The organism is Arsenicitalea aurantiaca (assembly GCF_003994485.1).
GTDB classification, from domain to species: Bacteria; Pseudomonadota; Alphaproteobacteria; order Rhizobiales; family Devosiaceae; genus Arsenicitalea; species Arsenicitalea aurantiaca.
The window spans coordinates 629,541-649,528 of sequence record NZ_RZNJ01000001.1; the positions used below are offsets into that span (position 1 = coordinate 629,541).

Below are 19,988 nucleotides of genomic sequence, written 5' to 3' on the forward strand. Positions count from 1 at the left end.
TCAACGCAGCCAAAGAACAGCACTGTAGGGGGTGGGGACTTGCCGAGTGGTTACCGCAGACGATCGTGGGAACCGAGAGGGGCGCAGGCGGCTTAATTGCCAAGCGTCAGTAAGGATCTAACACTATGGACACGGGCAACGCCTACGGGTTCGTCGAAACCTATCTCCCACAGCACATCATCCTGATCCGGCTTGCGATTGCCGCGGTCCTCGGCGGCATTATCGGTTTCGAGCGGGAGCGCGTCCGCGGCGCTGCGGGCCTCAGGACACACATTCTCATTTCTGTCGGGGCGGCCCTGTTCACCATCCTAACCTTCGAAATCTTCCATACGATCGGCACGGATGCGCAGGCGGACCCGATCCGTGCCGTCGAGGCTGTAACGGCCGGGATCGCCTTTCTCGGCGCCGGCGCCATATTTCAGGCGCGAGGGTCGGTTCACGGCATTACCACCGGGGCTGGCATGTGGCTCGCCGGCGCCGTCGGCGTCGCGACCGCGCTGGGGCACTATACGATCAGCGCTGCGGTGGCGATCTTCGCCGTGCTGGTCCTGGCTGCCCTCCGCGCCTTTGCCCATCACGTCATTCGCGCGGATCCCCGCAATCCTGAGAAGGCCCCGACGGACCTTTGAGACCCTCCGGGAACCTGCGACCGACCTCGGATGTTTTTCGGGACAGGAGGATCTCAGCCATGCCAGCACAATCGAAAGCCCAGCAGAAGGCGGCCGGCGCTGCCCTGTCCGCCAAGCGCGGGGATACCAAGGTCAAGGATCTGCAGGGCGCTTCAAAGCAGATGTACAAATCCATGAGCGAAAAGGAGCTCGACGACCTCGCGAGCACCAAGCGCAAATCGCTTCCCGACAAAAAGGGCTAGTACGACCTCCACTGGGCCCTTTCTCCGCCCGCGCACCCAAATGCGCGGGCGGCTCTTCATTGTCGCCACGAAATCGTCCCTATCGGCTCTATCGTCACTGCGTCCGCGGACCTGAGCTAGACCCTAGCGGGTCTTGCCGTGGCGATGTATCAACGGGTTGGCACATGGGGGAAATTGTCGGGCATGGTCTTTCGCGCGCTGGTGACGGATCGGGACGAGGAGGGGCTCACCCGCAGCACGGTGCAGTGGGTCCCCGACGAGAAGATGCCGGCCGGCGACGTGCTCGTCGCCATCGAGTGGTCAGGTCTCAACTACAAGGATGCACTCTGCCTCGCTGGTCAGGGGCGGCTCGTGCGGGAGTATCCGCACATCGCGGGCATCGACTTTGCCGGGCGGGTCGTCGACAGCTCAGATGATCGCTATCGGCCTGGTCAGGCGGTGGCGCTGACCGGCTGGCACGTCGGGGAGCGCCGCTGGGGTGGTTTTGCAACCCGCGCGCGCGTCGCGGGGGACTGGCTCGTGCCGTTGCCCAAGCGGCTCGCCCCGCGCGAGGCGATGGTTCTGGGCACGGCAGGGTTCTCGGCGATGCTGGCGATCAACCGGCTCAAGGACGCTGGCATCACCATGCATTCGGGCGATGTGGTCGTCACCGGGGCAGGCGGTGGGGTCGGATCCATGGCCGTGATGCTGCTCGCCCGGCTTGGCTACAATGTCGTTGCCGTCTCGGGCCGGCCAGAACTCTACGACGAGATCAAGCGGCTTGGCGCGCACCGGATCATCGGGCGGGAGGAAATGCTGGTCGAGAGCGGCAAGCCGCTCGACAGCAGCCAGTGGTCCGCCGCCATCGACAGCGTGGGCGGACCGCTCCTCGGACAGGTTCTCAAGAAAATCAAACCCGGCGGTGTGGTCGCTGCAGTCGGCAATGCGGGGGGAATGGACTGGCAGGGGTCGGTTGCGCCCTTCATCCTGCGCGGCCTCTCTCTTTTCGGGATCAATTCCGTCGACCAGCCCTATGATGTCCGTGTCGAGGCCTGGGAGCGTCTTGCGAGCCTCTACCTGCCGACAGTCTATGGTCCGCTGGTGAGGGAGGCGGTGCTGGGCGAGCTCGAAGATCTGGCCGCCCTGACGCTTTCTGGAGGCGTCGGCGGTCGCGTGGTCGTCAATCCGCGCGATGACACACGATAGGGGGTGTTGATGATCGGCCGGCTCAACCATGTTGCGATCGCCGTTCCGGACCTTTCGGCTGCCATGAGACGATATCGCGATCTGCTCGGTGCGGATGTGGGCGAAGCGACCACGCTCCTGGAGCACGGCGTCAGGATCGCCTTTGTGACACTCGAAAATTCGGTAGTCGAGCTTATGGAGCCCCTCGATGGCGCCTCGCCGATCGCCCGGTTTCTCGAAAGGCGCCCACAGGGCGGGCTGCACCATATCTGTTACGAAGTGCCCGACATCGCCTCGTCGCTGGAGGCGATGAAGGATGCCGGAGTGCGCGTACTCGGCCCGGTGCGCGTCGGGGCACATGGACGGCCGGTGGTTTTTCTCGATCCGGCCGATTTCGACGGGGCCCTTATCGAACTCGAGGAAGTTCGGCCAGAGCTGCAGCCCGCCTGACTATCCGAAGATCTGCGAGGCAAGGGCGACGAAGCGCGTCCCGCGTTCCTCGAAATTCTTGAACTGGTTGTAGCTCGGTGCGCCCGGCGACAGGATCACCGCGTCAAAACGGTTCTTGAGCGTCCCGAGCGTCAACATGCCCTCTTCGAGGTCTGCAGCGGCGATGACCTCGATATGGGGCGCAGCAGAGCGGGTCGCCTCTGCGAGCCGGGCGCCGGTAACGGGAAGGCAGACGAGCGTCGTCACCCCGTGCGGCGCGAGGAGCGTGGCCAGCTCCGCATAATCCTGCTGGCGTTCGTGGCCGCCCCCGATCAGCGCGATGCGATAGCCGCGATAGGCGGCAAGCGCCGCTTTGGTCGCTTCCGGCGTCGTCGCTATGGAATCGTTGACGAAGACCAGCCCGCCGATCCGGTGCTCCTCGAGGCGGTGGGGGAGGGGCGCGAACGCACCGACACCCGCGACGATGCCATCGAGCGTCGCGCCCGCGGCGATGGCAAGCCGGGCGGCAAGTCGTGCATTGCCCAGGTTGTGCGCTCCACGCAGCCGCGATCCGGCGACGGTATCAACGATCACCTCGTCAACGGCAGGCGCCAGCGGGCGCAGGGCGCGGACGGGGCCGAGATCGGCGGCAATCCGGGCCAGAAGCCCGTCCTGTTCTCCAAGAGCGAGCTCCACTGGGCCGCGCGTGAAGAGGTTGAGCTTGTCGGCGTAGTAGCGCTCGACGCTGCCATGCCAGTCCACATGTTCGGGGTAGAGATTGGTGAGCCCCGCAAGGTCGGGCGAGAAAGCGATGTCGGCAGTCTGATACGAGGAGAGCTCGAAGACGATGGTGGGATGCTTGTCGGCGATCTCGAGCGGCGCCAAGCCCACATTGCCGGCAAGGCCCGTATCGACACCGGAATGATGGAGCATCAGCTGGGTCAACGTTGCCGTGGTGGATTTGCCCTTGGTGCCGGTGATCGCGATCACCTGCCGACCGGCCCGGTAGCGCTCGCCCCAAAGATTGAGGTTGGACGTGACCGGGATGCCGGCCTCGCGTGCTGCAGCAAAGAACGGCTTGTAGAGCGGCACGCCGGGGCTTTTGACGATCAGCGCGAGGGCGCCTCGTGCAACGAGCCGGTCAGCTTCATCGGGCGCGATCTGGGTAGCATCATCGATGTCGGCTGCGCCGCTGTCGACGGTGACGAACACCTGGGCGGCGGGCGCCTGGCGGGACAGGTACGCACGGGTCGACCGCGCTTCCCGGCCCGCTCCATAAAGCAGGACGGGTCCGTTAAGCTGCATCGAGACCCATCCGGGATGCGAGAGATGAAGGCACGAGGTGGTCCGGACTGTCCGCCATCAGCTCCTCATAGGCGCGCTCGAGCGCCGGCCTGCCGTAGTGAGTCAAGAGATCGCCCTTAAGTCTTGAAACAATGACGTCATCTGCCCATTCCGCTTGCTCGGAAAGCCGATATAGGCAGGCTGCAGCCTCGAGGATTTCTCCCACGCACTCCCATGGCTTCTGCCCGGCTAGGCCGGTCAGCTCGCGATAGGCCGCTTCCTTATCCGCGTCATCGAGGAGATTTCGCCCGAAAATGCCGAGAAGGCGCGGTTTTTCCATGGCGGGCGCAAGAATGAGGAAGACGAAGTGGCATTTCGGGCAATTGCCGCACCAAAGGGGGCCATCATGTCCCGACAGGCGGAAATTGCGGTTGCAGCTGGAAAATACGCGGTCGAACCGCGTCTCTCTGGCAAAGATCGCGGCGATGCGCGCCTCGGAAAAAGGCCGGAGGAGAGAAAAATAGCCCAGACCTCCTCCCGTCGCATCCGACAGCACACCAGCGATCAGCCGCTCGAAATCGAGCGATTTCGAGTGCTGATGATTGGCCTCGCGACCATCGAACACGACATTTCCCTCGCTCGCGGACCGCTCGTTGGAGAGGATGATGCGATCATAGGAATAGAGAAGTGCGACGAGGCTCGCGATCATCGAGTTGATCGCGGTCGAGGGCACGTGACCGTTGTAAAAGCCGGGGGTGCCGGAGAGACGGATCATCTCCGGATCGAGGGTTCGGGTGACGTAAAGCGGGGGCAGGCCGATCTTTTCGATGGACGTCAGGATTGGCCCCTTGGGATTGACCGCGAAGGGCGTGAAGGGAATTTCGGCACTTTCGAGCAGCTGCACGCTGACCAGAGAATCCTTGCCGCCCCCGATCGGAAGCAGTGTGCGCGCTGCAAGTTTTGGCGCGGGGACGGGCGCCGCCGCCGCATCGGGGGTCTCGAGCGCGATCTGGCCGAACCGCTTCAACCCGTTGCGGGCATAGAATTCGCCGAGACCGTTCTCGTAGATATCGAGGATGAAGGCGCGCTCGGAGGGCGTCAGCCCGATGGTGGGGGCGGATATGGTGAAGGGGGCCAGAAGCTTGAAATAGCTCACCCCGAGGACGAGCGCCGTGAGGTTGAGAATCCGGCCGAACGCCTCAGTGTGCGCGTTTTCGGCGTTCCAGCCCGGAGGGAAAGCGAGGCGCTCTTCGAAATGAAGGTCCCCCAGCGCATAGCCAAAGCGTGCAATCCCGAGCTCTGCATCGAAATGCGGCGCAAAGACCGTAAACACGGTCGGAACGGGCGCGTTCATCTAATAAATCCTCAGCTGCAGTCGCAGCACGATATCGGTGCTGAGGCGCTGAAAACCAAACTCCCGCATGGTGCATGACCAGGCCGAGCCATGCCGCTCGACCTTGAAAAGGTTGTAACGCGCTGGATCGTCACCGGCCTGGACGCTCTGCGCCGCCGCCGCGGCGGCAACCCCGACCACCGGCACGTCGCCGGTCTTGCCCGGTACCGCATAGATCGAGGATTTGTGGGTGTGCCCGTGCAGGATGAGCTCGGCGCCCTGCTGGGCGATCACCTGGCGGAAGGTGCGCGCGCCCCATAGCCCAAGCCGGGGGTGGCGCAGCTCTAGATTGGGCGGGTGATGGATGAGGACGACGCGGAAATAGCCCGCTTCGCCAAGCAGCGAGAGACAACGCGAAAGGCGCTCGGCCTGGGCATCGTCGAACTCGCCCCGTGCCATCAGCGGCGCCGTGGGCACCGCGCTCGAGCAGACGATGACCGCAAGCTCGCCATGCCGACGCACGAAGGGGAAGGGCGACTTGTCCACGGTCTCGCCGCGGGTATAGGGGCCCCAGCGATCGAGCGCCTTCTCCAGCGCCCCGCGCACATAGGCGTCGTGATTTCCCGGCGATACACAAACCGATCGCGGGTCGCCCACGGTCTGGAGCCAGTTGTAGGCCGTATTGATCTCGGCATCGAGGGCGAGATTGGTGAGGTCGCCCGTGACTGCGGTCACGTCCGGGCGGTGCTCGCGCATGTGCCGGACGAGATTGGTCAGCCCTTCGCCGCTCATCGCCTTTTCGCGATTCATCCGCCAGTTGAGGTAACCGGTGACACGCTTTGAAAAGAGTGCCCGGAGCGGGACAGGCGGAAGGGGCGCCAGATGGATATCGGAAATATGGGCGAGCGTGGTCATCACTGGCGTAATGCCATGCGTCGGGGACGGAGATAAAGGGCAATCGGCAGTGGTGGCGATTTTGTCCCCGTGCCGCAGCGTCGTGCTAGCGTATGGGCCCAAGGAGACTCCACCCATGCAGATGACCCGCTGGCAACGCTTGCGCACCAAGGCCTTCCTCACCGCCATCGGCATCAAGCGGCGCATGACGCTGGGCACGCGCGTCATGCTGGTGGATGGCGAGCGCATCTACCTCATTCGCCACACCTACATTCCGGGTTGGCAGTTCCCAGGGGGCGGAGTCGAGCCCGGCGAAACCGTGGAAGAGAGCGCGCGTCGCGAAGTGCTCGAAGAAACGGGGCATCGCCCGACCGGTACGCTCGATCTCTTCGGGCTCTATCACAACACCAGCGCGATCACCAATCGCGACCACGTGGCCTTCTTCGTCTGCCGAGACTTCGAGGAGGCCTTCCCGTTCAAGGCTAACGCAGAAATCGCACAGTTCGGATGGTTCGACCGGCGCGCCCTGCCCGAGGGGCTGACGCCAGCGACGTCGCAGCGGATCGACGAGGTGTTCGACGGGGCGCCAAGACGCGACGTCTGGGGGTATTGAGGCGCCCCGGCGCTGTGCCGGGACGCCTGAAGATCAGTCGAGGAAGGGCAGTTCGGGCCCGATCGGAATGATCCGATGAGGATTGATGGTGGTGTGGCTCCAGTAGTAATGGGTGCGGATATGGTCGAGATCGACCGTTTCCTTGACCCCAGGCACTTCGTAAAGCGCCTTCAGATAGTGCGAAATGTGCTCGTAATCGGCGATCCGACGGCGATTGCACTTGAAATGCCCGACATAGACGGCGTCGAACCGCACCAGCGTCGTGAAGAGCCGCCAGTCCGCCTCGGTGATGGTGTCGCCGGTGAGATAGGGCGTCTCGCCGAGCAGGCCTTCCACCCAGTCGAGCGCATCGAAGAGCGCAGTGACGGCCTCGTCATAGGCCTCCTGGCTCGTCGCAAAACCAGCCTTGTAGACGCCGTTGTTGATGTCGTCATAGACCCGAGCGTTGATCTCGTCGATGCGGGCCCTCAGCGGTTCTGGGTAGTAATCATCCTCATTGCCGGTCAGGCCATCAAAGGCCGAGTTGAACATGCGGATGATCTCGGCGCTTTCGTTCGAGACGATGGTCTTGCGCTTCTTGTCCCAGAGGACCGGGACGGTGACCCGGCCGGTATAATCGGGATCGGCCTCGGTATAGACCTGCCAGAGATAGTCTTTGCCGTTGACGGCGTCGCCCGTCGAGCTCTCGCCGGTAAAGGTCCAGCCCGTCTCGTCGGGCATCTTGGCATCGACGATGGACACATCGATGAACTTTTCGAGGCCCTTGAGCTTACGGAAGATGAGCGTCCTGTGTGCCCATGGGCAGGCGAGGGACACATAGAGATGGTAGCGCCCAGCCTCGGCCTCGAAGCCCCCTTCGCCCGAGGGGCCGGGGGCGCCATCGGGGGTCACCCAGTTGCGAAATCCCGAAACGCTGCGCTTGAAACGGCCGCCGGTCTTTTCGGTATCATACCACTGGTCGGACCATTTCCCGTCGATCAACTGTCCCACTGCCTGTCCTTTTATGCTGCTCTGACTTGTCGTTATGCAGCCCTATTTAAGGGGTGGGATGGCAAATCCAACCGGGGCTTTGTGGCGGTCTCGAAAACAGAGTGTTGCCGATGATTTTCCCTTGGACGAGTCGGGACGCCGATGCTATTGCGAAAAAAGGCGTGGAGGCGCCCAGGATGAACAAGGTTTCCATGACGAGCCGACGACCCTAGCAGGTCCTCTTTTTCCGGCACCCTTTCGGGCCGCCGGACGTTTGTCACTGCGCCATGTTCAGGATCTCCCGATGCTTACCCCCTCCCTTCAGGCGGCGAATGCAGCCGCTGCGCTCCCGCCGCTCGGCTTGCCCACCGTTCGCCTCGCGACCAGCGATGACGATGCGTTCGTTGACGATCTGCAGGCGATTGCCTTTGGTCCCGGACGCTTTGCGCGTACGGCATTCCGCGTCCGTGAACGGTTCCCGATCGATCCGGGGCTGAGCCTCATCGCCGAAGTCAACGGCGTGCCCTGCGGTTCGGTCTGGATGACGCCGATCAGCGTCGGCGGCGTCGACGGCTATCTGCTCGGGCCACTCGCAACCCATCCCAATTTCCGCAAGCGCGGCGCAGGCAAGCTGCTTGCGCGCGAGGTTGTGCGGCTGGCCATGAGCCGGGGCGATGGTCGCTTCGTGCTGCTCGTCGGTGATTTCGATTACTACGGGCCTCTGGGCTTCGTCCGTGTGCCCGAGGGGCGGGTGATTTTCCCCGGGCCCGTTGATCCTACGCGCGTTCTTCTGCACTCTGACGATCCGAGCCTGGTGGACAGGCTCGAGGGGCCCATCGCCGCCTTCGGGGCCGGATCACGGAGCTGAACGGGTGCGTCTCGACGACTCCGGTATCACGCGGCTCTCGCGCCGCCTGCTGAGCAGGCCCGAGATGATCGGGCCCGATACCGCGCTCATGCCCGACTGGATGCCGGATAGTGCCTTCGACCGCCCCCCGGTCGAGGCTGCCGTGCTGATCGGGCTCGTCAGGCGCGAAGCCGGATTCACCGTGCTCTATACCGAGCGGTCGAGCACGCTGAGGGCGCATTCGGGGCAGGTGGCGTTTCCGGGCGGGAAGATCGACCCAGAGGACGAGGACGCCGCGGCGGCCGCCTTGCGCGAGGCCCATGAGGAGGTGGCGCTCGCGCCGGAAGAAGCCCGGATTCTGGGCTTTCTGCCACATTATTTCACCGGGACGAATTATCTGATCACGCCCGTCGTTGCGCTCGTGGAGCCATCAGCGCCCTTCGTGCCCAATCCGCGGGAGGTGAGCGACGTTTTCGAGGTTCCGCTGGCGCGGCTGGCGCGGCTCGAGACCTATGGCACCTTTCGTATCATGCGTGGCGGGCAGGAGCGGACGAGCTATCAGATCGACCATGACGGCCACAGGATCTGGGGGATCACGGCCAATCTCACCCGGCGCTTCCGTGATCTGGCGCTTGCTGCGGAGCTCGTGCCGTGAGGGAGCCCGACCCCCGACTTGCAGGGGCTTCCTGGCTGACTGCGCCGGAGGCGCGGGCGGTCTTCACCTTGCTCGATGGAGAAGAGGGCCGCACGCGGGCGGTGGGCGGGGTGGTTCGGGACACGCTGATCGGACGGGCGCGGACGCAGCCGGACGTCGATCTGGCGACCGAACTCCTGCCCGACGAGGTCGTGGGGCGCGCAGAAGCTGCTGGAATTGCTGCATTTCCGACAGGAATTGCACATGGGACGGTGACACTGAAGTCGGGGAACTTCCTCGCAGAAGTCACGACGCTCCGCGAGGATGTCGAGACCGATGGGCGGCATGCGGTCGTGCGGTTCGGGACCGATTGGGTGCGGGATGCCGAGCGGCGGGATTTCACGATGAACGCGCTTTATGCCGACGCGGCGGGACGGCTCTACGATCCGCTCGGGGGGCTCGAGGATCTGGCGGCGGGGCGGGTGCGGTTCGTAGGGGATGCGGACCGGCGGATCGCGGAGGATAGGCTCCGAGTCTATCGCTTCTTCAGGTTCGCGGCGGGGTATGGGACGCCCTTCGGCGTTGAAAACGAAGGGTTTTCTGCCGTGGCGCGGGCGGCGGGGACGCTCGGGGGGCTTTCGGCCGAACGCGTTGGCGCGGAGATGAAGCGGCTCCTGACGCTGCCGCGGATCGGGTGGGTTCTGCGGCTGATGGAGAGCATCGGCATCATCGCTCTCGGGGCAGAAAGGCTAGCGTGCGCAGAGGCTTACGAGGAGGGTAACCCGGCTCCAACACTGGCGGGGCGGCTGGCGATTTTCCTCGATGCGATGGGGGAAGGGGGGCTGCGGCGAGCGTGGCGGCTCTCCAATGCGGAGCTGCTCGAAGCAGGTCAAGTTCTTGAAACCATTGATCTTCTGGCTCGCGGCGCGGTCGATGAGGCGCGGTATCGGTTTCCGCAGGCGATCGGTGATGCGGTGCGGCTGCTCTGCCTGCGCCCGGGCGCGGATGCGGGCGCAATAAACCAGCAAGTCTTTGAGAGAAAAGGGATTTCCGTCCCGAGATTTCCGGTATCGGGGGGCGATATGGTCCGGATCGGCGTGTCGCCGGGCCCTGAAATGGGGCGGATCCTGCGAAAACTCGAGCAGAAATGGATAGAGAGCGGCTTCACGCTTGAGCGCGAAACGCTCATCAAATTTGCAGTGAAATTACACGAAATTTGAAAACTTGCACCGCCGGCACGCTGGCCGGCGGCACAGCCCGTTTCTTCCGGCCGGTCAGTGCCGGTTATCCCCGGCCTCGTGCGTGCGTTCCTTGATCCGCTCGACCATCTCGGGGCGAATCACGGTCTCGCCATGGGCGACGCGCAAATGTTCGGCGGCGCGCTTGACGACCTCGGCACTCTCTTCCGCTTCGGTGTGCCAGCTGCAGCCGGGCACGAGCGACCCGCATTCGAACTGCTTCATGGAAACCTCCTATGCGTTGGTGTGCCGAATGACCCGGCACACTGGATCAAGCCCCGGCGGGCCGGATCGTTCCGCCCGCGGGACGAGGAGACATGAAGGCAGGCCAGTGGGGCAGGGGCGACTATTCCCACCTGACCTCGGGCGGCATGGAGGAGAGAATCGAATTGACGTTGCCGCCGGTCTTCAGCCCGAACATGGTGCCCCGATCATAGAGCAGGTTGAACTCGACATAGCGGCCGCGCCGGACGAGCTGCTCGTGCCGGTCCGCCTCGGTCCATGGCGATTCGAAATTGGCGCGCACGAGGCGGGGATAGATATCGGCGAAGCTCCGCCCGACCGACTGGGTGAAGGCGAAGTCGGCATCCCAGTCGCCCGAATTGTGGTGATCGTAGAAAATGCCGCCAATGCCGCGCGGCTCCTTGCGGTGGGGGAGGTAGAAGTACTCGTCGCACCAGGCCTTGTACTTCTCGTAGCTGACCCCGGCATGGCCCGTGCAGGCGGCCTCCATCGCCTCGTGGAAGGCGATGGTGTCGGGATCGTCCTGGGTGCGGCGCCGCTCGAGCACGGGGGTGAGGTCGGCCCCGCCGCCGAACCATTGCCTGCCGGTGACGACCATGCGGGTGTTCATGTGCACCGCCGGCACGTTGGGGTTCCAGGGGTGCACGATGAGCGAGATGCCCGAAGCCCAGAAGCTCGCGCCTTCCTCCGTGCCCGGCATCTGGCGGGCGAATTCGGGCGAGAACTGGCCGTGGACGGTCGAGATGTGGACGCCCGCCTTTTCGAAGACGCGTCCGTGGAGCATGGACATTTCGCCCCCGCCGCCCGGCGCGCCGGTGTGATCGGTGCGGCTCCAGGGTTCGCGCACGAAGCGGCCGGGCTCGCGATCGGCATGGGGGCCCGCGACGGCATCCTCGAGCTCTTCGAGGCGTGCGCAGATGGTGTCGCGCAGCGCCCTGAACCATGTGGCGGCACTGGCTTTCTTGTCTTCGATATCCTGGGGGAGGGTCATGACAATCCTTGAAACAAATCGGTCTGGCGTCCGGCTTCGCCCACTACCATCGCTGCGGCGAGGGCAACATTGATCGAGCGCAAGTCGGACCGCATCGGGATGCGGATGCGGGCATCGGCGCGGGCCGCGACATCATCGGGCACGCCGGCGCTTTCGCGGCCCACCATGAGGACATCGGCGGGCGCATAGGAAAAGGCATAGGCGGACGTCTCTGCCCGCGTGGTGAGAAGGACGAGTCGGCGCCCTTCGGCCTCGCACCAATCCGAGAACCGGGCGAAGCTCACATGCTCGACGAGTGCGACGTGGTCGAGATAGTCGAGCCCGCTGCGCCGGAGGGCCTGGCGGGAGAAGGGAAAGCCGGTCGGGTGGATGACGTGCACCTCGATCCCCATACACGCGCCAAGGCGCAGCAGGGTGCCGGTGTTCTGGGCGATATCGGGCTGATAGAGGGCGAGAGCCAGGGGCATCGTCTTCTCGGGAGAGCCGGTGGAGGAGGGGGCCGCCCCTTGCACCGCATGCGGGCCGCCCGAGGGAGTGGGTATAGTGTCGCAGATAAGGCAAGTCACCCTTTGGCAGGCTGGACAAGTCATAAGGAGAGTGCAAAAAGAACGCCAAATCGCGCGGCGCCTGGGGCGAGCGCTGGCCTATGGCTGCCTTTCGGCCCGGCCGGATGCGAGCCGAAACGCCGATCACTCATCGTTCGGGGATATACTAGAGTGGCAACGCAATCTGATACTGCCAATACCCATACACCCAAGGCGTCGCGGCGCGACTTCCTCTACGTCGCCACGGGCGCCGTCGGGGCAGTGGGCGTGGCCGGAGCCGTCTGGCCGCTGATCAACCAGATGAACCCGGACGCCTCGGTGCTGGCGCTCGCGCAGGTCGATTTCGACGTGTCCTCGATCGCCGAGGGTTCGTCGGTGACCATCATCTGGCGCGGCCTGCCGGTCTTCGTGCGGCACCGTACCGCCGCCGAGATCGAAGAGGCACGCGCGGTGCCCCTGAGCGAACTCAAGGACCCCGAGAGCGACGACCAGCGCGTCAAGGAAGGCCATGAGCAGTGGCTGATCATGATCGCCAACTGCACCCATCTGGGCTGCGTGCCGGTCGGGGAATCGGGCAATTACGATGGCTGGTTCTGCCCCTGCCACGGGTCGCACTACGACACCGCCGGGCGCATCCGCCAGGGCCCCGCGCCGACCAATCTCGTGGTTCCGGAATACGAATTCTTGTCCGACACCATGGTTCGGATCGGCTAAGGGGGCAAACTCAGATGTCATCGCACGAATCCAACTACAGCCCCACCGGTCCCGTCGAAAGATGGGTGGATGAGCGGCTGCCGCTGGTCAGGTTCGCCAAAGAGCACCTGATGGACTTCCCCACCCCGAAGAACCTCAACTACTGGTGGACCTTCGGGGCGATCCTCGCGATCATGCTGGTGGTGCAGATTGTCACCGGCATCGTGCTCGCGATGCACTACACCCCGCATATCGATCTCGCCTTCGACTCGGTCGAGCACATCCGCCGCGACGTCAATGGCGGGCGCATCATCCAGGCCACCCACGCGGTGGGCGCCTCGATGTTCTTCGTTGCGCTCTACATCCACATCTTCCGCGGGCTTTATTTCGGCTCCTACAAGGCGCCCCGCGAGATCCTCTGGATGCTCGGCGTCATCATCTTCATCCTCGTGATGGCCATCGCCTTCATGGGCTACGTGCTGCCCTGGGGCCAGATGAGCTTCTGGGGTGCGACGGTGATCACCAACATCTTCTCGGCAGTGCCGGTTGCCGGTGAGCCCCTGCTGCAGCTGCTGCGTGGCGGCTTTGCGGTGGACAACCCGACGCTCAACCGCTTCTTCTCGCTGCACTACCTGCTGCCCTTCGTCGTGGCCGCAGTGGTCGTGCTGCACATCTGGGCGCTGCACGTGCCGGGCAACAACAACCCGATCGGGGTGGACGTGAAGTCCAGCCGCGACACGGTGCCCTTCCATCCGTACTACACGATGAAGGACCTGTTCGCGATCGTGGTGTTCTTCATCCCCTTCGCATGGTTCGTGTTCTTTGCGCCGGACATCCTCGGGCACCCGGACAACTACATCCAGGCCAATGCCCAGATCACGCCGGCGCACATCGTGCCCGAATGGTACCTGCTGCCCTTCTACACGATCCTGCGTGCCATCGACTTCAACGTGCTGTTCATCGACAGCCGCCTCGGTGGCGTGATCGCCATGGCCGGTTCACTCGTGATCCTGTTCTTCCTGCCCTGGCTCGACCGGTCGCGGGTGCGCTCGGGCACGTTCCGGCCGATGTTCAAGATCTTCTACTGGCTGTTCGTGGTGAACTTCCTCGTGCTCACCTATCTGGGTGCGCAGCCGGCCGAGGGCATCTACGTGCTGCTCGCCAAGATCTCGACGGCCTACTACTTCGCCTACTTCCTGATCATCCTGCCGCTCCTGTCGCGCATCGAGACGCCCCGGCCCCTGCCGGCCAGCATCTCCGAGAGCGTGCTCGGCAAGGCCCATTAAGCGACGACGAGGCAAACGGAATGTTCAAGTTCAAAACCATTCTGGCAGCTCTTGTCGGCGCGATGGCGCTGGTGGCTCCGGCCACCGCCGCCGAGCCCGGCGGGCCGCTGGTGCCCAAGCAGAGCTGGACCTTCGCCGGTCCGTTCGGCACCTATGACGAGAACCAGCTGCAGCGCGGCTTCCAGGTCTATCGGGAAGTTTGCGCGAGCTGCCACGGCATGCGGCTGATCGCCTTCCGCAACCTCTCCGAGCCGGGTGGCCCCCGCTTCTCGGAGGCGCAGGTGCGAGCGCTGGCGGCCGAGTATCAGATCGTCGATCCGGCAGCCGAAGGCGGCGTGCGCCCCGGCGTCCCTGCCGACCGCTTCCCGACCCCGTTCGCCAACGAGCAGGAAGCCCGTGACGCCAATGGCGGGGCCTATCCCCCCGACTTCTCGGTGATCGCCAAGGCACGCGGCATCTACGAGCCGTTCCCCAACTGGGCGTTCAACTACTTCACCGGCTATTCCGAAGGCGGCCCAGACTATATCCACGCGCTGCTGATGGGCTATCGTGAGCCGCCCGAGGGCATCGAGCTGCAGCCGGGCCAGTACTACAACGACTATTTCCCGGGGCACCTGATCTCCATGGCGCCGCCGCTGCAGGACGGTCTCGTCACCTATGAGGGCGAGGGCGTTCCGGAAACGCTCGACCAGTATGCCACGGACCTCTCGGCCTTCCTGATGTGGACAGCCGAGCCCCATCTGGTGGCACGCAAGGAAGCCGGCTTCCGGGTGATCACCTTCCTCATCCTGTTTGCGGGCCTGCTCTACTTCGTCAAGAACAAGCTCTGGGCCAATGTGAAGCACCGCAATCCCTCGCCCGACGACGTCGAGCGCGACGCACGGGCCTGAGGACCGGACCAGAAGAGTGCGAGAAGGGGCCCTGTGGGGCCCCTTTTCAATTCGTGAAGGCTCCGAGGGCCGGGGCCTCTTGCAGGCGCGGCGGGAGGCGGGCACACTTCTGCCCGATCCGCGTGCTCAAAGCGGGGCCAACGGGGAATCGGAAAGGGATATCGATGTCGGTTGCCAGAGTTGCCTTCACCGCTATCGGGCTCGCCATGACGGTGGCGCGCAACCCGGTGCTGCGGGCCGGGATCCGGGCCGCGGCAACCAATCCGCGCACCCGAGCCATGGTGACCGAGGCGGCGCTCGGCGCGGCCTACACCGCCGGAGTGGTCGCGCGCCGCATCGTTCCGCGCAAGCGGATCGACTGAGGGGACGGGCAAAACCGGCATCCGCGAGCGGCTCGGCCCTTGCGTGTGGGCCCATCATGAGGTCAATTCGCTCCGGATCTTCAACCGACCGGACCGACCCATGCCGCTTGATCTCAAGGCCCTCGTGCGCTCCATTCCCGACTATCCGAAAGCCGGAATCCTCTTTCGCGACATCACGACGCTGATCGAGCATCCCGAGGGGTTCCGGGAGGCGGTCGAGCGGCTGGCCGAGACCCATCGCGGCGCGGGGATCACCCATGTCGCGGGGATCGAGGCGCGGGGCTTCATCTTCGGGGCGGGCGTCGCCATCGCGCTCGGGGTGGGGTTCGTGCCGGTGCGCAAATCGGGCAAGCTGCCCGGAGAGACCATCGGGCAGAACTATGCGCTCGAATATGGGGTCGACACCATCGAGATCCATGCCGACGTGCTGGGGGCGGGCGACAATGTGCTGCTCATCGACGATCTGATCGCGACGGGCGGAACGGCGGTCGCGGCAGCGGGCCTGTTGCGCCGGACGGGCGCAAGGGTGGCGCATGCGGGGTTCGTGATCGACCTCTTCGATCTCGGCGGGGCCGAGAAGCTGCGCGCGATGGATGTCGCCGTCGAGGCGTTAATCCCTTTCGAGGGGCACTGAGCGGAGAGAGCGTGCCCGCGGTTCAGCGCGGCGTGCAGGTGAGGATTTCGCGATCGGGCGAGGTCAGCGAGAGCAGCGGGCCGCCATTGGCGTCGGTGGTGAGGCGCGCCGCCTCGATGCCGGCATTGGCAAGCAAATTGCCGCTCGTGAACATGACGCCGTCGGCATAGAGCTCGGCGGTGCCGGTGCCTGAGGCGGTGGAGCCAAAATTTGCCGAGGCATAGGCGTAATTGCCCGCGATGATGCTGAGGAGCCCGGCCTTCGCGCCATCGACATTGGCCCGGCAGCCCCAATTGCCGCGGTATTCCTGGGCGTGTGCCAGGCCGGGGGCGACGGAGAGGGCGATGAGGGCGATCAGCAGGCTCGTGCGGCGCATGGCACTTCCGAATCGGTTAGCGACGCAGCAACTTTCCCACGAACGGCAGGCGGGTCAACGCCAGATATGCCCGCTCGCCGAGGCCGGGCCGGTAATCGCGCAGCTTTGAAAAGCCGACGAGCTCGGCGTGATAGACCTGCAGCCCGTCCTGATTGACAGCATCGAGGCGGTTGAAGAGCAGCCCCCAGCCCGGAATGGAATTCGAGGGGCGCTTGTCGGTGACGGTGAGGGTGTAGCGAACGGTGTCGCCGGGGCGGACGGGGGCCGTGAAATCCATGCGGTTGACGCCGGGGGATGGGCCAGAGACGCCGGGCTCGAGGCCCTCCGCGCGCAGGCGCTCCTCCTCTGCAAAGAGCGCGTCGACCATCTTGCGGTGCCCGATGCTGACGGTGTGCCAGCCGGAGGCGACGAGGCCGCCAAAGGGGCCATGGCGGGCGAGCTCGGGATCGGCGTGCAGATATTGCGGATCGTAGGCTTTTGCGAAGGCGAGGATCTCGGCTTCGGTGAAGGTGTGGGTGCCCAGATCGTGCGGCTCGTCGATGACGATGTCCTCGAACCAGCGGGTCATCGGGGCGCCCCCATATGGCCCGAGGGGAGATCATAGGGCTGCTGCGGGGTGGGGCGGGGCTCGCCATCGCCGGACGGGCGGGTCGCGACCATGCTCGAGAGCGTCATGGTCATCACCGGTTCGCCCTTCTGGTTGGATACGGCGATGGCGAGGGTCATGATGCCCCAGTCCGGATGGCTCGCCGAGCGGCGGAGCCCGGTGATCGTCGCGGTGCCGCCGATGGTGTCGCCCACCATGACGGGGCGGCGCCATTTGAGGTCGGTGAAGCCGAGCCCGCCCATGGCGGCGATCTGGCCGAGGAAGGTATCCACCAGCATGCGCAGGGTGAGCGCGCCCGTCTGCCAGCCGCTGGCGGCGAGCCCGCCGAGGAGGGAGGCCTTCGCGGCCTTCTCGTCGAGGTGGAAGGGCAGGGGATCGAATTCGCGCGCGAAGGCGATGATCATCTCACGGCTGACAGCCGTCTCGCCGAGCGTGATCACCTCGCCCTCGGCAAGATCCTCGAAATGGCGCCGGCCTGCGGTGACGGGGTTCATGGCTCAGGTGTTGAACTTGAACAGCATGACGTCGCCGTCGCGCACGACATAGTCCTTGCCTTCGTCGCGGGCCTTTCCGGCCTCCTTGGCCGGGACCTCGCCGCCGAGCGCGACGTAATCGTCATAGGCGATGGTCTGGGCGCGAATGAAACCGCGCTCGAAATCGGAATGGATGACGCCTGCTGCCTGCGGGGCGCGGGTGCCGGAAGTGATCGTCCAGGCGCGGGCTTCCTTGGGTCCGGCGGTGAAATAGGTCTGAAGCCCGAGCAGCGCGTAGCCGGCGCGGATGAGCTTGTTGAGGCCGGGTTCCTCGAGCCCGATCGAGGAGAGGAACTCGGCCTGCTCCTCGTCCGAGAGCTGGGCGAGCTGGCTCTCGATCTCGGCAGAGATGACGACGGCGCCCGCGCCATTGGCCTCGGCATAGGCCCGGACCTTCTCGGTCATCGCATTGCCGTCGGCCGCGGAGCCTTCGTCGACATTGCAGACATAGAGCACGGGCTTGGCGGTGAGGAGCTGCAGTTCGCGGAAGGGCTTCTCCTCCTCCTCGGACCGCTCGACGTGACGGGCGGGGCGGCCGTCGCGAAGGACGGCGAGGCTGCGCGCGATGAGATCGAGGGCGACCTTGGCGTCCTTGTCGTTCTGCTTGGCCTTCTTCTCGAGGCCCGACACACGCTTTTCGAGGCTTTCGAGATCGGCGAGCATCAGCTCGGTCTCGACGATCTCGGCATCGGCGAGCGGATCGACCCGGCCCGAGACGTGGATGATGTTGGGATCCTCAAAGCACCGCAGCACGTAGATGACCGCGTCGCACTCGCGGATATTGGCGAGGAACTGATTGCCGAGGCCTTCGCCCTGGCTTGCGCCTTTGACGAGCCCGGCAATGTCCACAAAGCTCATGCGGGCGGGGATGACGGAGGCGGATTTGGCGACCCTGGCGAGCGTGTCGAGGCGCGCATCGGGCACCGAGACCTCACCCACGTTCGGCTCGATGGTGCAGAAGGGGAAATTGGCGGCCTGGGCGGCGGCAGTGCGGGTGAGGGCGTTGAACAGGGTCGACTTGCCGACATTGGGCAGGCCGACGATGCCGCATTTGAAACCCATGGGGTGTCTCCAAACCTTTGTTGCCGCTGCACGTCGTGCGGAGGGGCGGCGATGTCAATGTGGCGGCCGGGATCAGCCGGACTTGTCGCCGAGAAGCTTCTTGAGCATGGCGGCCATCGGGCCGGACTGGGGCGGCTCGACCTGGGCAGGCCGGGGCCGGGCGGCCCGGACGTGGCTCTGGGCAGGCCGCGCGGGTTTTGCCGGGGATTCTTCGCCGCCGGCAAGGGCGAGCTTGTTCATGAAGCCCGATTCATTGCCCTCGAGCAGGAGGCCGATATTGTCGGCGAGTGCCTCGAGGAGGGGATCGAGCCAGTCCGCATCGGCCTTGGCGAAATCGCCCAGCACGTGGCGGTTGACCAGCTCCTTGTGGCCCGGATGCCCGATGCCGAGCCGGACCCGCCGGTAGCCGACGCCGATCTGCGGATCGATCGAGCGCAGACCATTGTGCCCGCCATTGCCACCGCCGGTCTTGACGCGGACCTTGCCGGGGGCGAGGTCGAGCTCGTCATAGATGACGGTGACCGCGGACAGTTCGAGCTTGTAGAACTTGACCGCGGAGGCGACGCTGTCGCCCGAGCGGTTCATGAAAGTCTGCGGCTTCAGCAGCAGGACACGCCGACCCTCGACCTCGCCTTCGGCGAGGAGGCCGGAGAATTTCTGGCGGAAGGGAGAAAAGGTGTGCTGGCGGGCAATGGCATCGATCGCCATGAAGCCGATATTGTGCCGGTTGGCGCGATACTGGTCCCCCGGATTGCCGAGGCCAACGAGCAGATGCATCGGGCGTCTCCGGTATACAGGGGCGGCCCGGAGGCCGCCCCCGCAAAAGGCTTACTCTTCGTCCCCGCCCTCTTCGCCTTCGGCGCCGCTCTCGGACGACTTCAGGGCAGAGGGTGCAACGATGGTCGCGACGGTGAAATCGCGGTCCTTGATGGTCGGCTCCACATTGCGCGGCAGCTTGACCGCGGAGATGTGGATCGAATCGCCGATCTCGGTGCCGGTGAGATCGACGCGGATCTCTTCGGGGATCGCATCGGCCGGGCAGGAGAGCTCGACGGTGTGGCGCACGATGTTGAGCGTGCCGCCGCGCTTGAGGCCGGGGCTCTGCTCTTCATTGTCGAAATGCACGGGCACTTCGACGTCGATCCGCGAGCCGGCGGTGACGCGCAGGAAGTCGACATGCATGGCAAAATCACGCACGGGGTCGAGCTGGTAATCGCGCGGGATCACCTGGTGCTTCTCGCCGTCCACGTCGACGGTGATGACGTGGGAGAGGAAGCCGCCTGCATAGATGCGCTTCATGGCATCCTTGTAGGCGATCGAGATGGTCAGCGGGGGCTTCTTGTCGCCGTAGATCACGGCGGGGATCAGACCTTCGCGACGCAGTGCCCGAGCGGCCCCCTTGCCCACTCCGCTCCGCGCCTTTGCATTCAATTCGGCAGCCATTGGATATCCATTCCGGTTGGTGCGACCCATGCTCTCATAGATCGCGC

General features: G+C 64.9%; 26 protein-coding genes. 13 read left to right on the forward strand and 13 right to left on the reverse strand.

What is annotated here, in order from left to right:
• The first annotated feature begins 125 nt into the window (after positions 1-125).
• The 4 genes from EMQ25_RS03005 to mce all read left to right on the forward strand — a co-directional run bounded on the left by EMQ25_RS03005 (position 126) and on the right by mce (position 2,485).
• The gene (locus EMQ25_RS03005; protein WP_127187059.1) at positions 126-629 is read left to right on the forward strand and encodes an MgtC/SapB family protein; all 504 of its coding nucleotides are present in this window, start codon (positions 126-128) and stop codon (positions 627-629) included.
• A gap of 59 nt (positions 630-688) precedes the next feature.
• Complete coding sequence (locus tag EMQ25_RS03010) at positions 689-871, forward strand: DUF3008 family protein (RefSeq protein ID WP_127187060.1); 183 nt, start codon at positions 689-691, stop codon at positions 869-871.
• 183 nt (positions 872-1,054) lie between these two features.
• Entirely contained in the window at positions 1,055-2,056 is a 1,002-nt protein-coding gene (locus EMQ25_RS03015) for an acrylyl-CoA reductase family protein (protein WP_127187061.1), read from the forward strand.
• A 9-nt stretch (positions 2,057-2,065) separates the two neighbouring features.
• Complete coding sequence (gene mce, locus EMQ25_RS03020) at positions 2,066-2,485, forward strand: methylmalonyl-CoA epimerase (RefSeq protein WP_127187062.1); 420 nt, start codon at positions 2,066-2,068, stop codon at positions 2,483-2,485.
• Here the strand turns inward: mce and murD are convergent, their stop codons facing one another.
• From murD to EMQ25_RS03035, 3 genes are read right to left on the reverse strand one after another with little or no spacing between them, the layout of a single operon-like run.
• Positions 2,486-3,769 (reverse strand): UDP-N-acetylmuramoyl-L-alanine--D-glutamate ligase, encoded by a 1,284-nt coding sequence (gene murD / locus EMQ25_RS03025; protein ID WP_127187063.1) that lies wholly within the window; start codon positions 3,767-3,769, stop codon positions 2,486-2,488.
• The gene (locus EMQ25_RS03030) at positions 3,759-5,102 is read right to left on the reverse strand and encodes a MurL-like N-terminal domain-containing (RefSeq protein ID WP_127187064.1); all 1,344 of its coding nucleotides are present in this window, start codon (positions 5,100-5,102) and stop codon (positions 3,759-3,761) included. The genes murD and EMQ25_RS03030 overlap by 11 nt, the downstream gene beginning before the upstream one ends.
• Entirely contained in the window at positions 5,103-5,996 is an 894-nt protein-coding gene (locus EMQ25_RS03035; RefSeq protein ID WP_244606477.1) for a metallophosphoesterase family protein, read from the reverse strand. It abuts the gene before it with no gap.
• Between the two features lie 115 nt (positions 5,997-6,111).
• On the opposite strand from EMQ25_RS03035, the gene EMQ25_RS03040 reads away from it, so the two are divergent.
• Positions 6,112-6,588: an NUDIX domain-containing protein gene (locus EMQ25_RS03040; protein WP_244606447.1), complete on the forward strand. Its 477-nt coding sequence runs from the start codon at positions 6,112-6,114 to the stop codon at positions 6,586-6,588.
• A 33-nt stretch (positions 6,589-6,621) separates the two neighbouring features.
• Here the strand turns inward: EMQ25_RS03040 and EMQ25_RS03045 are convergent, their stop codons facing one another.
• Entirely contained in the window at positions 6,622-7,578 is a 957-nt protein-coding gene (locus tag EMQ25_RS03045) for a glutathione S-transferase family protein (protein WP_127187067.1), read from the reverse strand.
• 283 nt (positions 7,579-7,861) lie between these two features.
• Between EMQ25_RS03045 and EMQ25_RS03050 the strand changes: the two genes are divergently transcribed.
• The 3 genes from EMQ25_RS03050 to EMQ25_RS03060 are packed head-to-tail and all read left to right on the forward strand — an operon-like array spanning position 7,862 to position 10,258.
• Positions 7,862-8,425: a GNAT family N-acetyltransferase gene (locus tag EMQ25_RS03050; RefSeq protein ID WP_127187068.1), complete on the forward strand. Its 564-nt coding sequence runs from the start codon at positions 7,862-7,864 to the stop codon at positions 8,423-8,425.
• A gap of 4 nt (positions 8,426-8,429) precedes the next feature.
• Positions 8,430-9,059, forward strand: coding sequence for a CoA pyrophosphatase (locus EMQ25_RS03055; RefSeq protein WP_204569837.1), 630 nt, complete (start codon positions 8,430-8,432; stop codon positions 9,057-9,059).
• The gene (locus EMQ25_RS03060) at positions 9,056-10,258 is read left to right on the forward strand and encodes a CCA tRNA nucleotidyltransferase (protein ID WP_127187069.1); all 1,203 of its coding nucleotides are present in this window, start codon (positions 9,056-9,058) and stop codon (positions 10,256-10,258) included. The genes EMQ25_RS03055 and EMQ25_RS03060 overlap by 4 nt, the downstream gene beginning before the upstream one ends.
• A gap of 54 nt (positions 10,259-10,312) precedes the next feature.
• On the opposite strand, the gene EMQ25_RS03065 is transcribed toward EMQ25_RS03060, so the two are convergent.
• The 3 genes from EMQ25_RS03065 to EMQ25_RS03075 all read right to left on the reverse strand — a co-directional run bounded on the left by EMQ25_RS03065 (position 10,313) and on the right by EMQ25_RS03075 (position 11,977).
• Entirely contained in the window at positions 10,313-10,501 is a 189-nt protein-coding gene (locus tag EMQ25_RS03065; protein WP_127187070.1) for a DUF1059 domain-containing protein, read from the reverse strand.
• Between the two features lie 121 nt (positions 10,502-10,622).
• The gene (hemF, locus tag EMQ25_RS03070) at positions 10,623-11,510 is read right to left on the reverse strand and encodes an oxygen-dependent coproporphyrinogen oxidase (protein WP_127187071.1); all 888 of its coding nucleotides are present in this window, start codon (positions 11,508-11,510) and stop codon (positions 10,623-10,625) included.
• Positions 11,507-11,977 carry a tRNA (cytidine(34)-2'-O)-methyltransferase gene (locus EMQ25_RS03075; RefSeq protein ID WP_127187072.1) on the reverse strand — a complete coding sequence of 157 codons (471 nt, stop codon included), beginning with the start codon at positions 11,975-11,977 and terminating at the stop codon, positions 11,507-11,509. Before EMQ25_RS03075 ends, hemF begins: the two co-directional genes overlap by 4 nt.
• 249 nt (positions 11,978-12,226) lie before the next feature.
• Between EMQ25_RS03075 and petA the strand changes: the two genes are divergently transcribed.
• The 5 genes from petA (at position 12,227) to EMQ25_RS03100 (ending at position 15,920) form a co-directional block, all read left to right on the forward strand.
• Positions 12,227-12,769, forward strand: coding sequence for a ubiquinol-cytochrome c reductase iron-sulfur subunit (gene petA, locus EMQ25_RS03080; protein WP_127187073.1), 543 nt, complete (start codon positions 12,227-12,229; stop codon positions 12,767-12,769).
• 14 nt (positions 12,770-12,783) lie between these two features.
• On the forward strand, positions 12,784-14,034 hold the full coding sequence (locus EMQ25_RS03085; protein ID WP_127187074.1) for a cytochrome b: 1,251 nt from the start codon (positions 12,784-12,786) through the stop codon (positions 14,032-14,034).
• Between the two features lie 20 nt (positions 14,035-14,054).
• The gene (locus EMQ25_RS03090; RefSeq protein ID WP_127187075.1) at positions 14,055-14,924 is read left to right on the forward strand and encodes a cytochrome c1; all 870 of its coding nucleotides are present in this window, start codon (positions 14,055-14,057) and stop codon (positions 14,922-14,924) included.
• Positions 14,925-15,088: 164 nt separating this feature from the next.
• Positions 15,089-15,286 (forward strand): hypothetical protein, encoded by a 198-nt coding sequence (locus EMQ25_RS03095; RefSeq protein WP_127187076.1) that lies wholly within the window; start codon positions 15,089-15,091, stop codon positions 15,284-15,286.
• Positions 15,287-15,386: 100 nt separating this feature from the next.
• Positions 15,387-15,920, forward strand: coding sequence for an adenine phosphoribosyltransferase (locus tag EMQ25_RS03100; RefSeq protein ID WP_127187077.1), 534 nt, complete (start codon positions 15,387-15,389; stop codon positions 15,918-15,920).
• A 22-nt stretch (positions 15,921-15,942) separates the two neighbouring features.
• Here the strand turns inward: EMQ25_RS03100 and EMQ25_RS03105 are convergent, their stop codons facing one another.
• The 6 genes from EMQ25_RS03105 to EMQ25_RS03130 form a co-directional block, all read right to left on the reverse strand.
• Positions 15,943-16,296 (reverse strand): hypothetical protein, encoded by a 354-nt coding sequence (locus EMQ25_RS03105; protein ID WP_127187078.1) that lies wholly within the window; start codon positions 16,294-16,296, stop codon positions 15,943-15,945.
• A 16-nt stretch (positions 16,297-16,312) separates the two neighbouring features.
• Positions 16,313-16,864, reverse strand: a complete 552-nt coding sequence (locus tag EMQ25_RS03110) for a MaoC/PaaZ C-terminal domain-containing protein (RefSeq protein WP_127187079.1) — start codon at positions 16,862-16,864, stop codon at positions 16,313-16,315.
• Positions 16,861-17,397: a MaoC family dehydratase gene (locus EMQ25_RS03115; protein WP_127187080.1), complete on the reverse strand. Its 537-nt coding sequence runs from the start codon at positions 17,395-17,397 to the stop codon at positions 16,861-16,863. Before EMQ25_RS03115 ends, EMQ25_RS03110 begins: the two co-directional genes overlap by 4 nt.
• A gap of 3 nt (positions 17,398-17,400) precedes the next feature.
• A complete protein-coding gene (ychF, locus tag EMQ25_RS03120; protein WP_127187081.1) occupies positions 17,401-18,498 on the reverse strand; it encodes a redox-regulated ATPase YchF in 1,098 nt (365 codons plus the stop codon).
• 72 nt (positions 18,499-18,570) lie between these two features.
• A complete protein-coding gene (gene pth / locus EMQ25_RS03125; protein ID WP_127187082.1) occupies positions 18,571-19,275 on the reverse strand; it encodes an aminoacyl-tRNA hydrolase in 705 nt (234 codons plus the stop codon).
• Positions 19,276-19,326: 51 nt separating this feature from the next.
• Positions 19,327-19,941, reverse strand: coding sequence for a 50S ribosomal protein L25/general stress protein Ctc (locus EMQ25_RS03130; protein ID WP_127187083.1), 615 nt, complete (start codon positions 19,939-19,941; stop codon positions 19,327-19,329).
• Positions 19,942-19,988: the final 47 nt, after the last annotated feature.

Excerpts from the sequence above, each read along its gene's own strand:
- EMQ25_RS03035 (WP_244606477.1), bottom strand. The coding sequence starts at position 5,996 with ATGACCACGCTCGCCCATATTTCCGATATCCATCTGGCGCCCCTTCCG.
- EMQ25_RS03100 (WP_127187077.1), top strand. The coding sequence starts at position 15,387 with ATGCCGCTTGATCTCAAGGCCCTCGTGCGCTCCATTCCCGACTATCCG.
- ychF (WP_127187081.1), bottom strand. The coding sequence starts at position 18,498 with ATGGGTTTCAAATGCGGCATCGTCGGCCTGCCCAATGTCGGCAAGTCG.
- EMQ25_RS03030 (WP_127187064.1), bottom strand. The coding sequence starts at position 5,102 with ATGAACGCGCCCGTTCCGACCGTGTTTACGGTCTTTGCGCCGCATTTC.
- EMQ25_RS03015 (WP_127187061.1), top strand. The coding sequence starts at position 1,055 with ATGGTCTTTCGCGCGCTGGTGACGGATCGGGACGAGGAGGGGCTCACC.
- EMQ25_RS03085 (WP_127187074.1), top strand. The coding sequence starts at position 12,784 with ATGTCATCGCACGAATCCAACTACAGCCCCACCGGTCCCGTCGAAAGA.
- EMQ25_RS03130 (WP_127187083.1), bottom strand. The coding sequence starts at position 19,941 with ATGGCTGCCGAATTGAATGCAAAGGCGCGGAGCGGAGTGGGCAAGGGG.
- EMQ25_RS03010 (WP_127187060.1), top strand. The coding sequence starts at position 689 with ATGCCAGCACAATCGAAAGCCCAGCAGAAGGCGGCCGGCGCTGCCCTG.
- mce (WP_127187062.1), top strand. The coding sequence starts at position 2,066 with ATGATCGGCCGGCTCAACCATGTTGCGATCGCCGTTCCGGACCTTTCG.
- EMQ25_RS03050 (WP_127187068.1), top strand. The coding sequence starts at position 7,862 with ATGCTTACCCCCTCCCTTCAGGCGGCGAATGCAGCCGCTGCGCTCCCG.
- pth (WP_127187082.1), bottom strand. The coding sequence starts at position 19,275 with ATGCATCTGCTCGTTGGCCTCGGCAATCCGGGGGACCAGTATCGCGCC.
- EMQ25_RS03040 (WP_244606447.1), top strand. The coding sequence starts at position 6,112 with ATGCAGATGACCCGCTGGCAACGCTTGCGCACCAAGGCCTTCCTCACC.
- EMQ25_RS03105 (WP_127187078.1), bottom strand. The coding sequence starts at position 16,296 with ATGCGCCGCACGAGCCTGCTGATCGCCCTCATCGCCCTCTCCGTCGCC.
- EMQ25_RS03095 (WP_127187076.1), top strand. The coding sequence starts at position 15,089 with ATGTCGGTTGCCAGAGTTGCCTTCACCGCTATCGGGCTCGCCATGACG.
- EMQ25_RS03065 (WP_127187070.1), bottom strand. The coding sequence starts at position 10,501 with ATGAAGCAGTTCGAATGCGGGTCGCTCGTGCCCGGCTGCAGCTGGCAC.
- EMQ25_RS03075 (WP_127187072.1), bottom strand. The coding sequence starts at position 11,977 with ATGCCCCTGGCTCTCGCCCTCTATCAGCCCGATATCGCCCAGAACACC.
- hemF (WP_127187071.1), bottom strand. The coding sequence starts at position 11,510 with ATGACCCTCCCCCAGGATATCGAAGACAAGAAAGCCAGTGCCGCCACA.
- EMQ25_RS03090 (WP_127187075.1), top strand. The coding sequence starts at position 14,055 with ATGTTCAAGTTCAAAACCATTCTGGCAGCTCTTGTCGGCGCGATGGCG.
- EMQ25_RS03005 (WP_127187059.1), top strand. The coding sequence starts at position 126 with ATGGACACGGGCAACGCCTACGGGTTCGTCGAAACCTATCTCCCACAG.
- EMQ25_RS03115 (WP_127187080.1), bottom strand. The coding sequence starts at position 17,397 with ATGAACCCCGTCACCGCAGGCCGGCGCCATTTCGAGGATCTTGCCGAG.
- EMQ25_RS03110 (WP_127187079.1), bottom strand. The coding sequence starts at position 16,864 with ATGACCCGCTGGTTCGAGGACATCGTCATCGACGAGCCGCACGATCTG.
- murD (WP_127187063.1), bottom strand. The coding sequence starts at position 3,769 with ATGCAGCTTAACGGACCCGTCCTGCTTTATGGAGCGGGCCGGGAAGCG.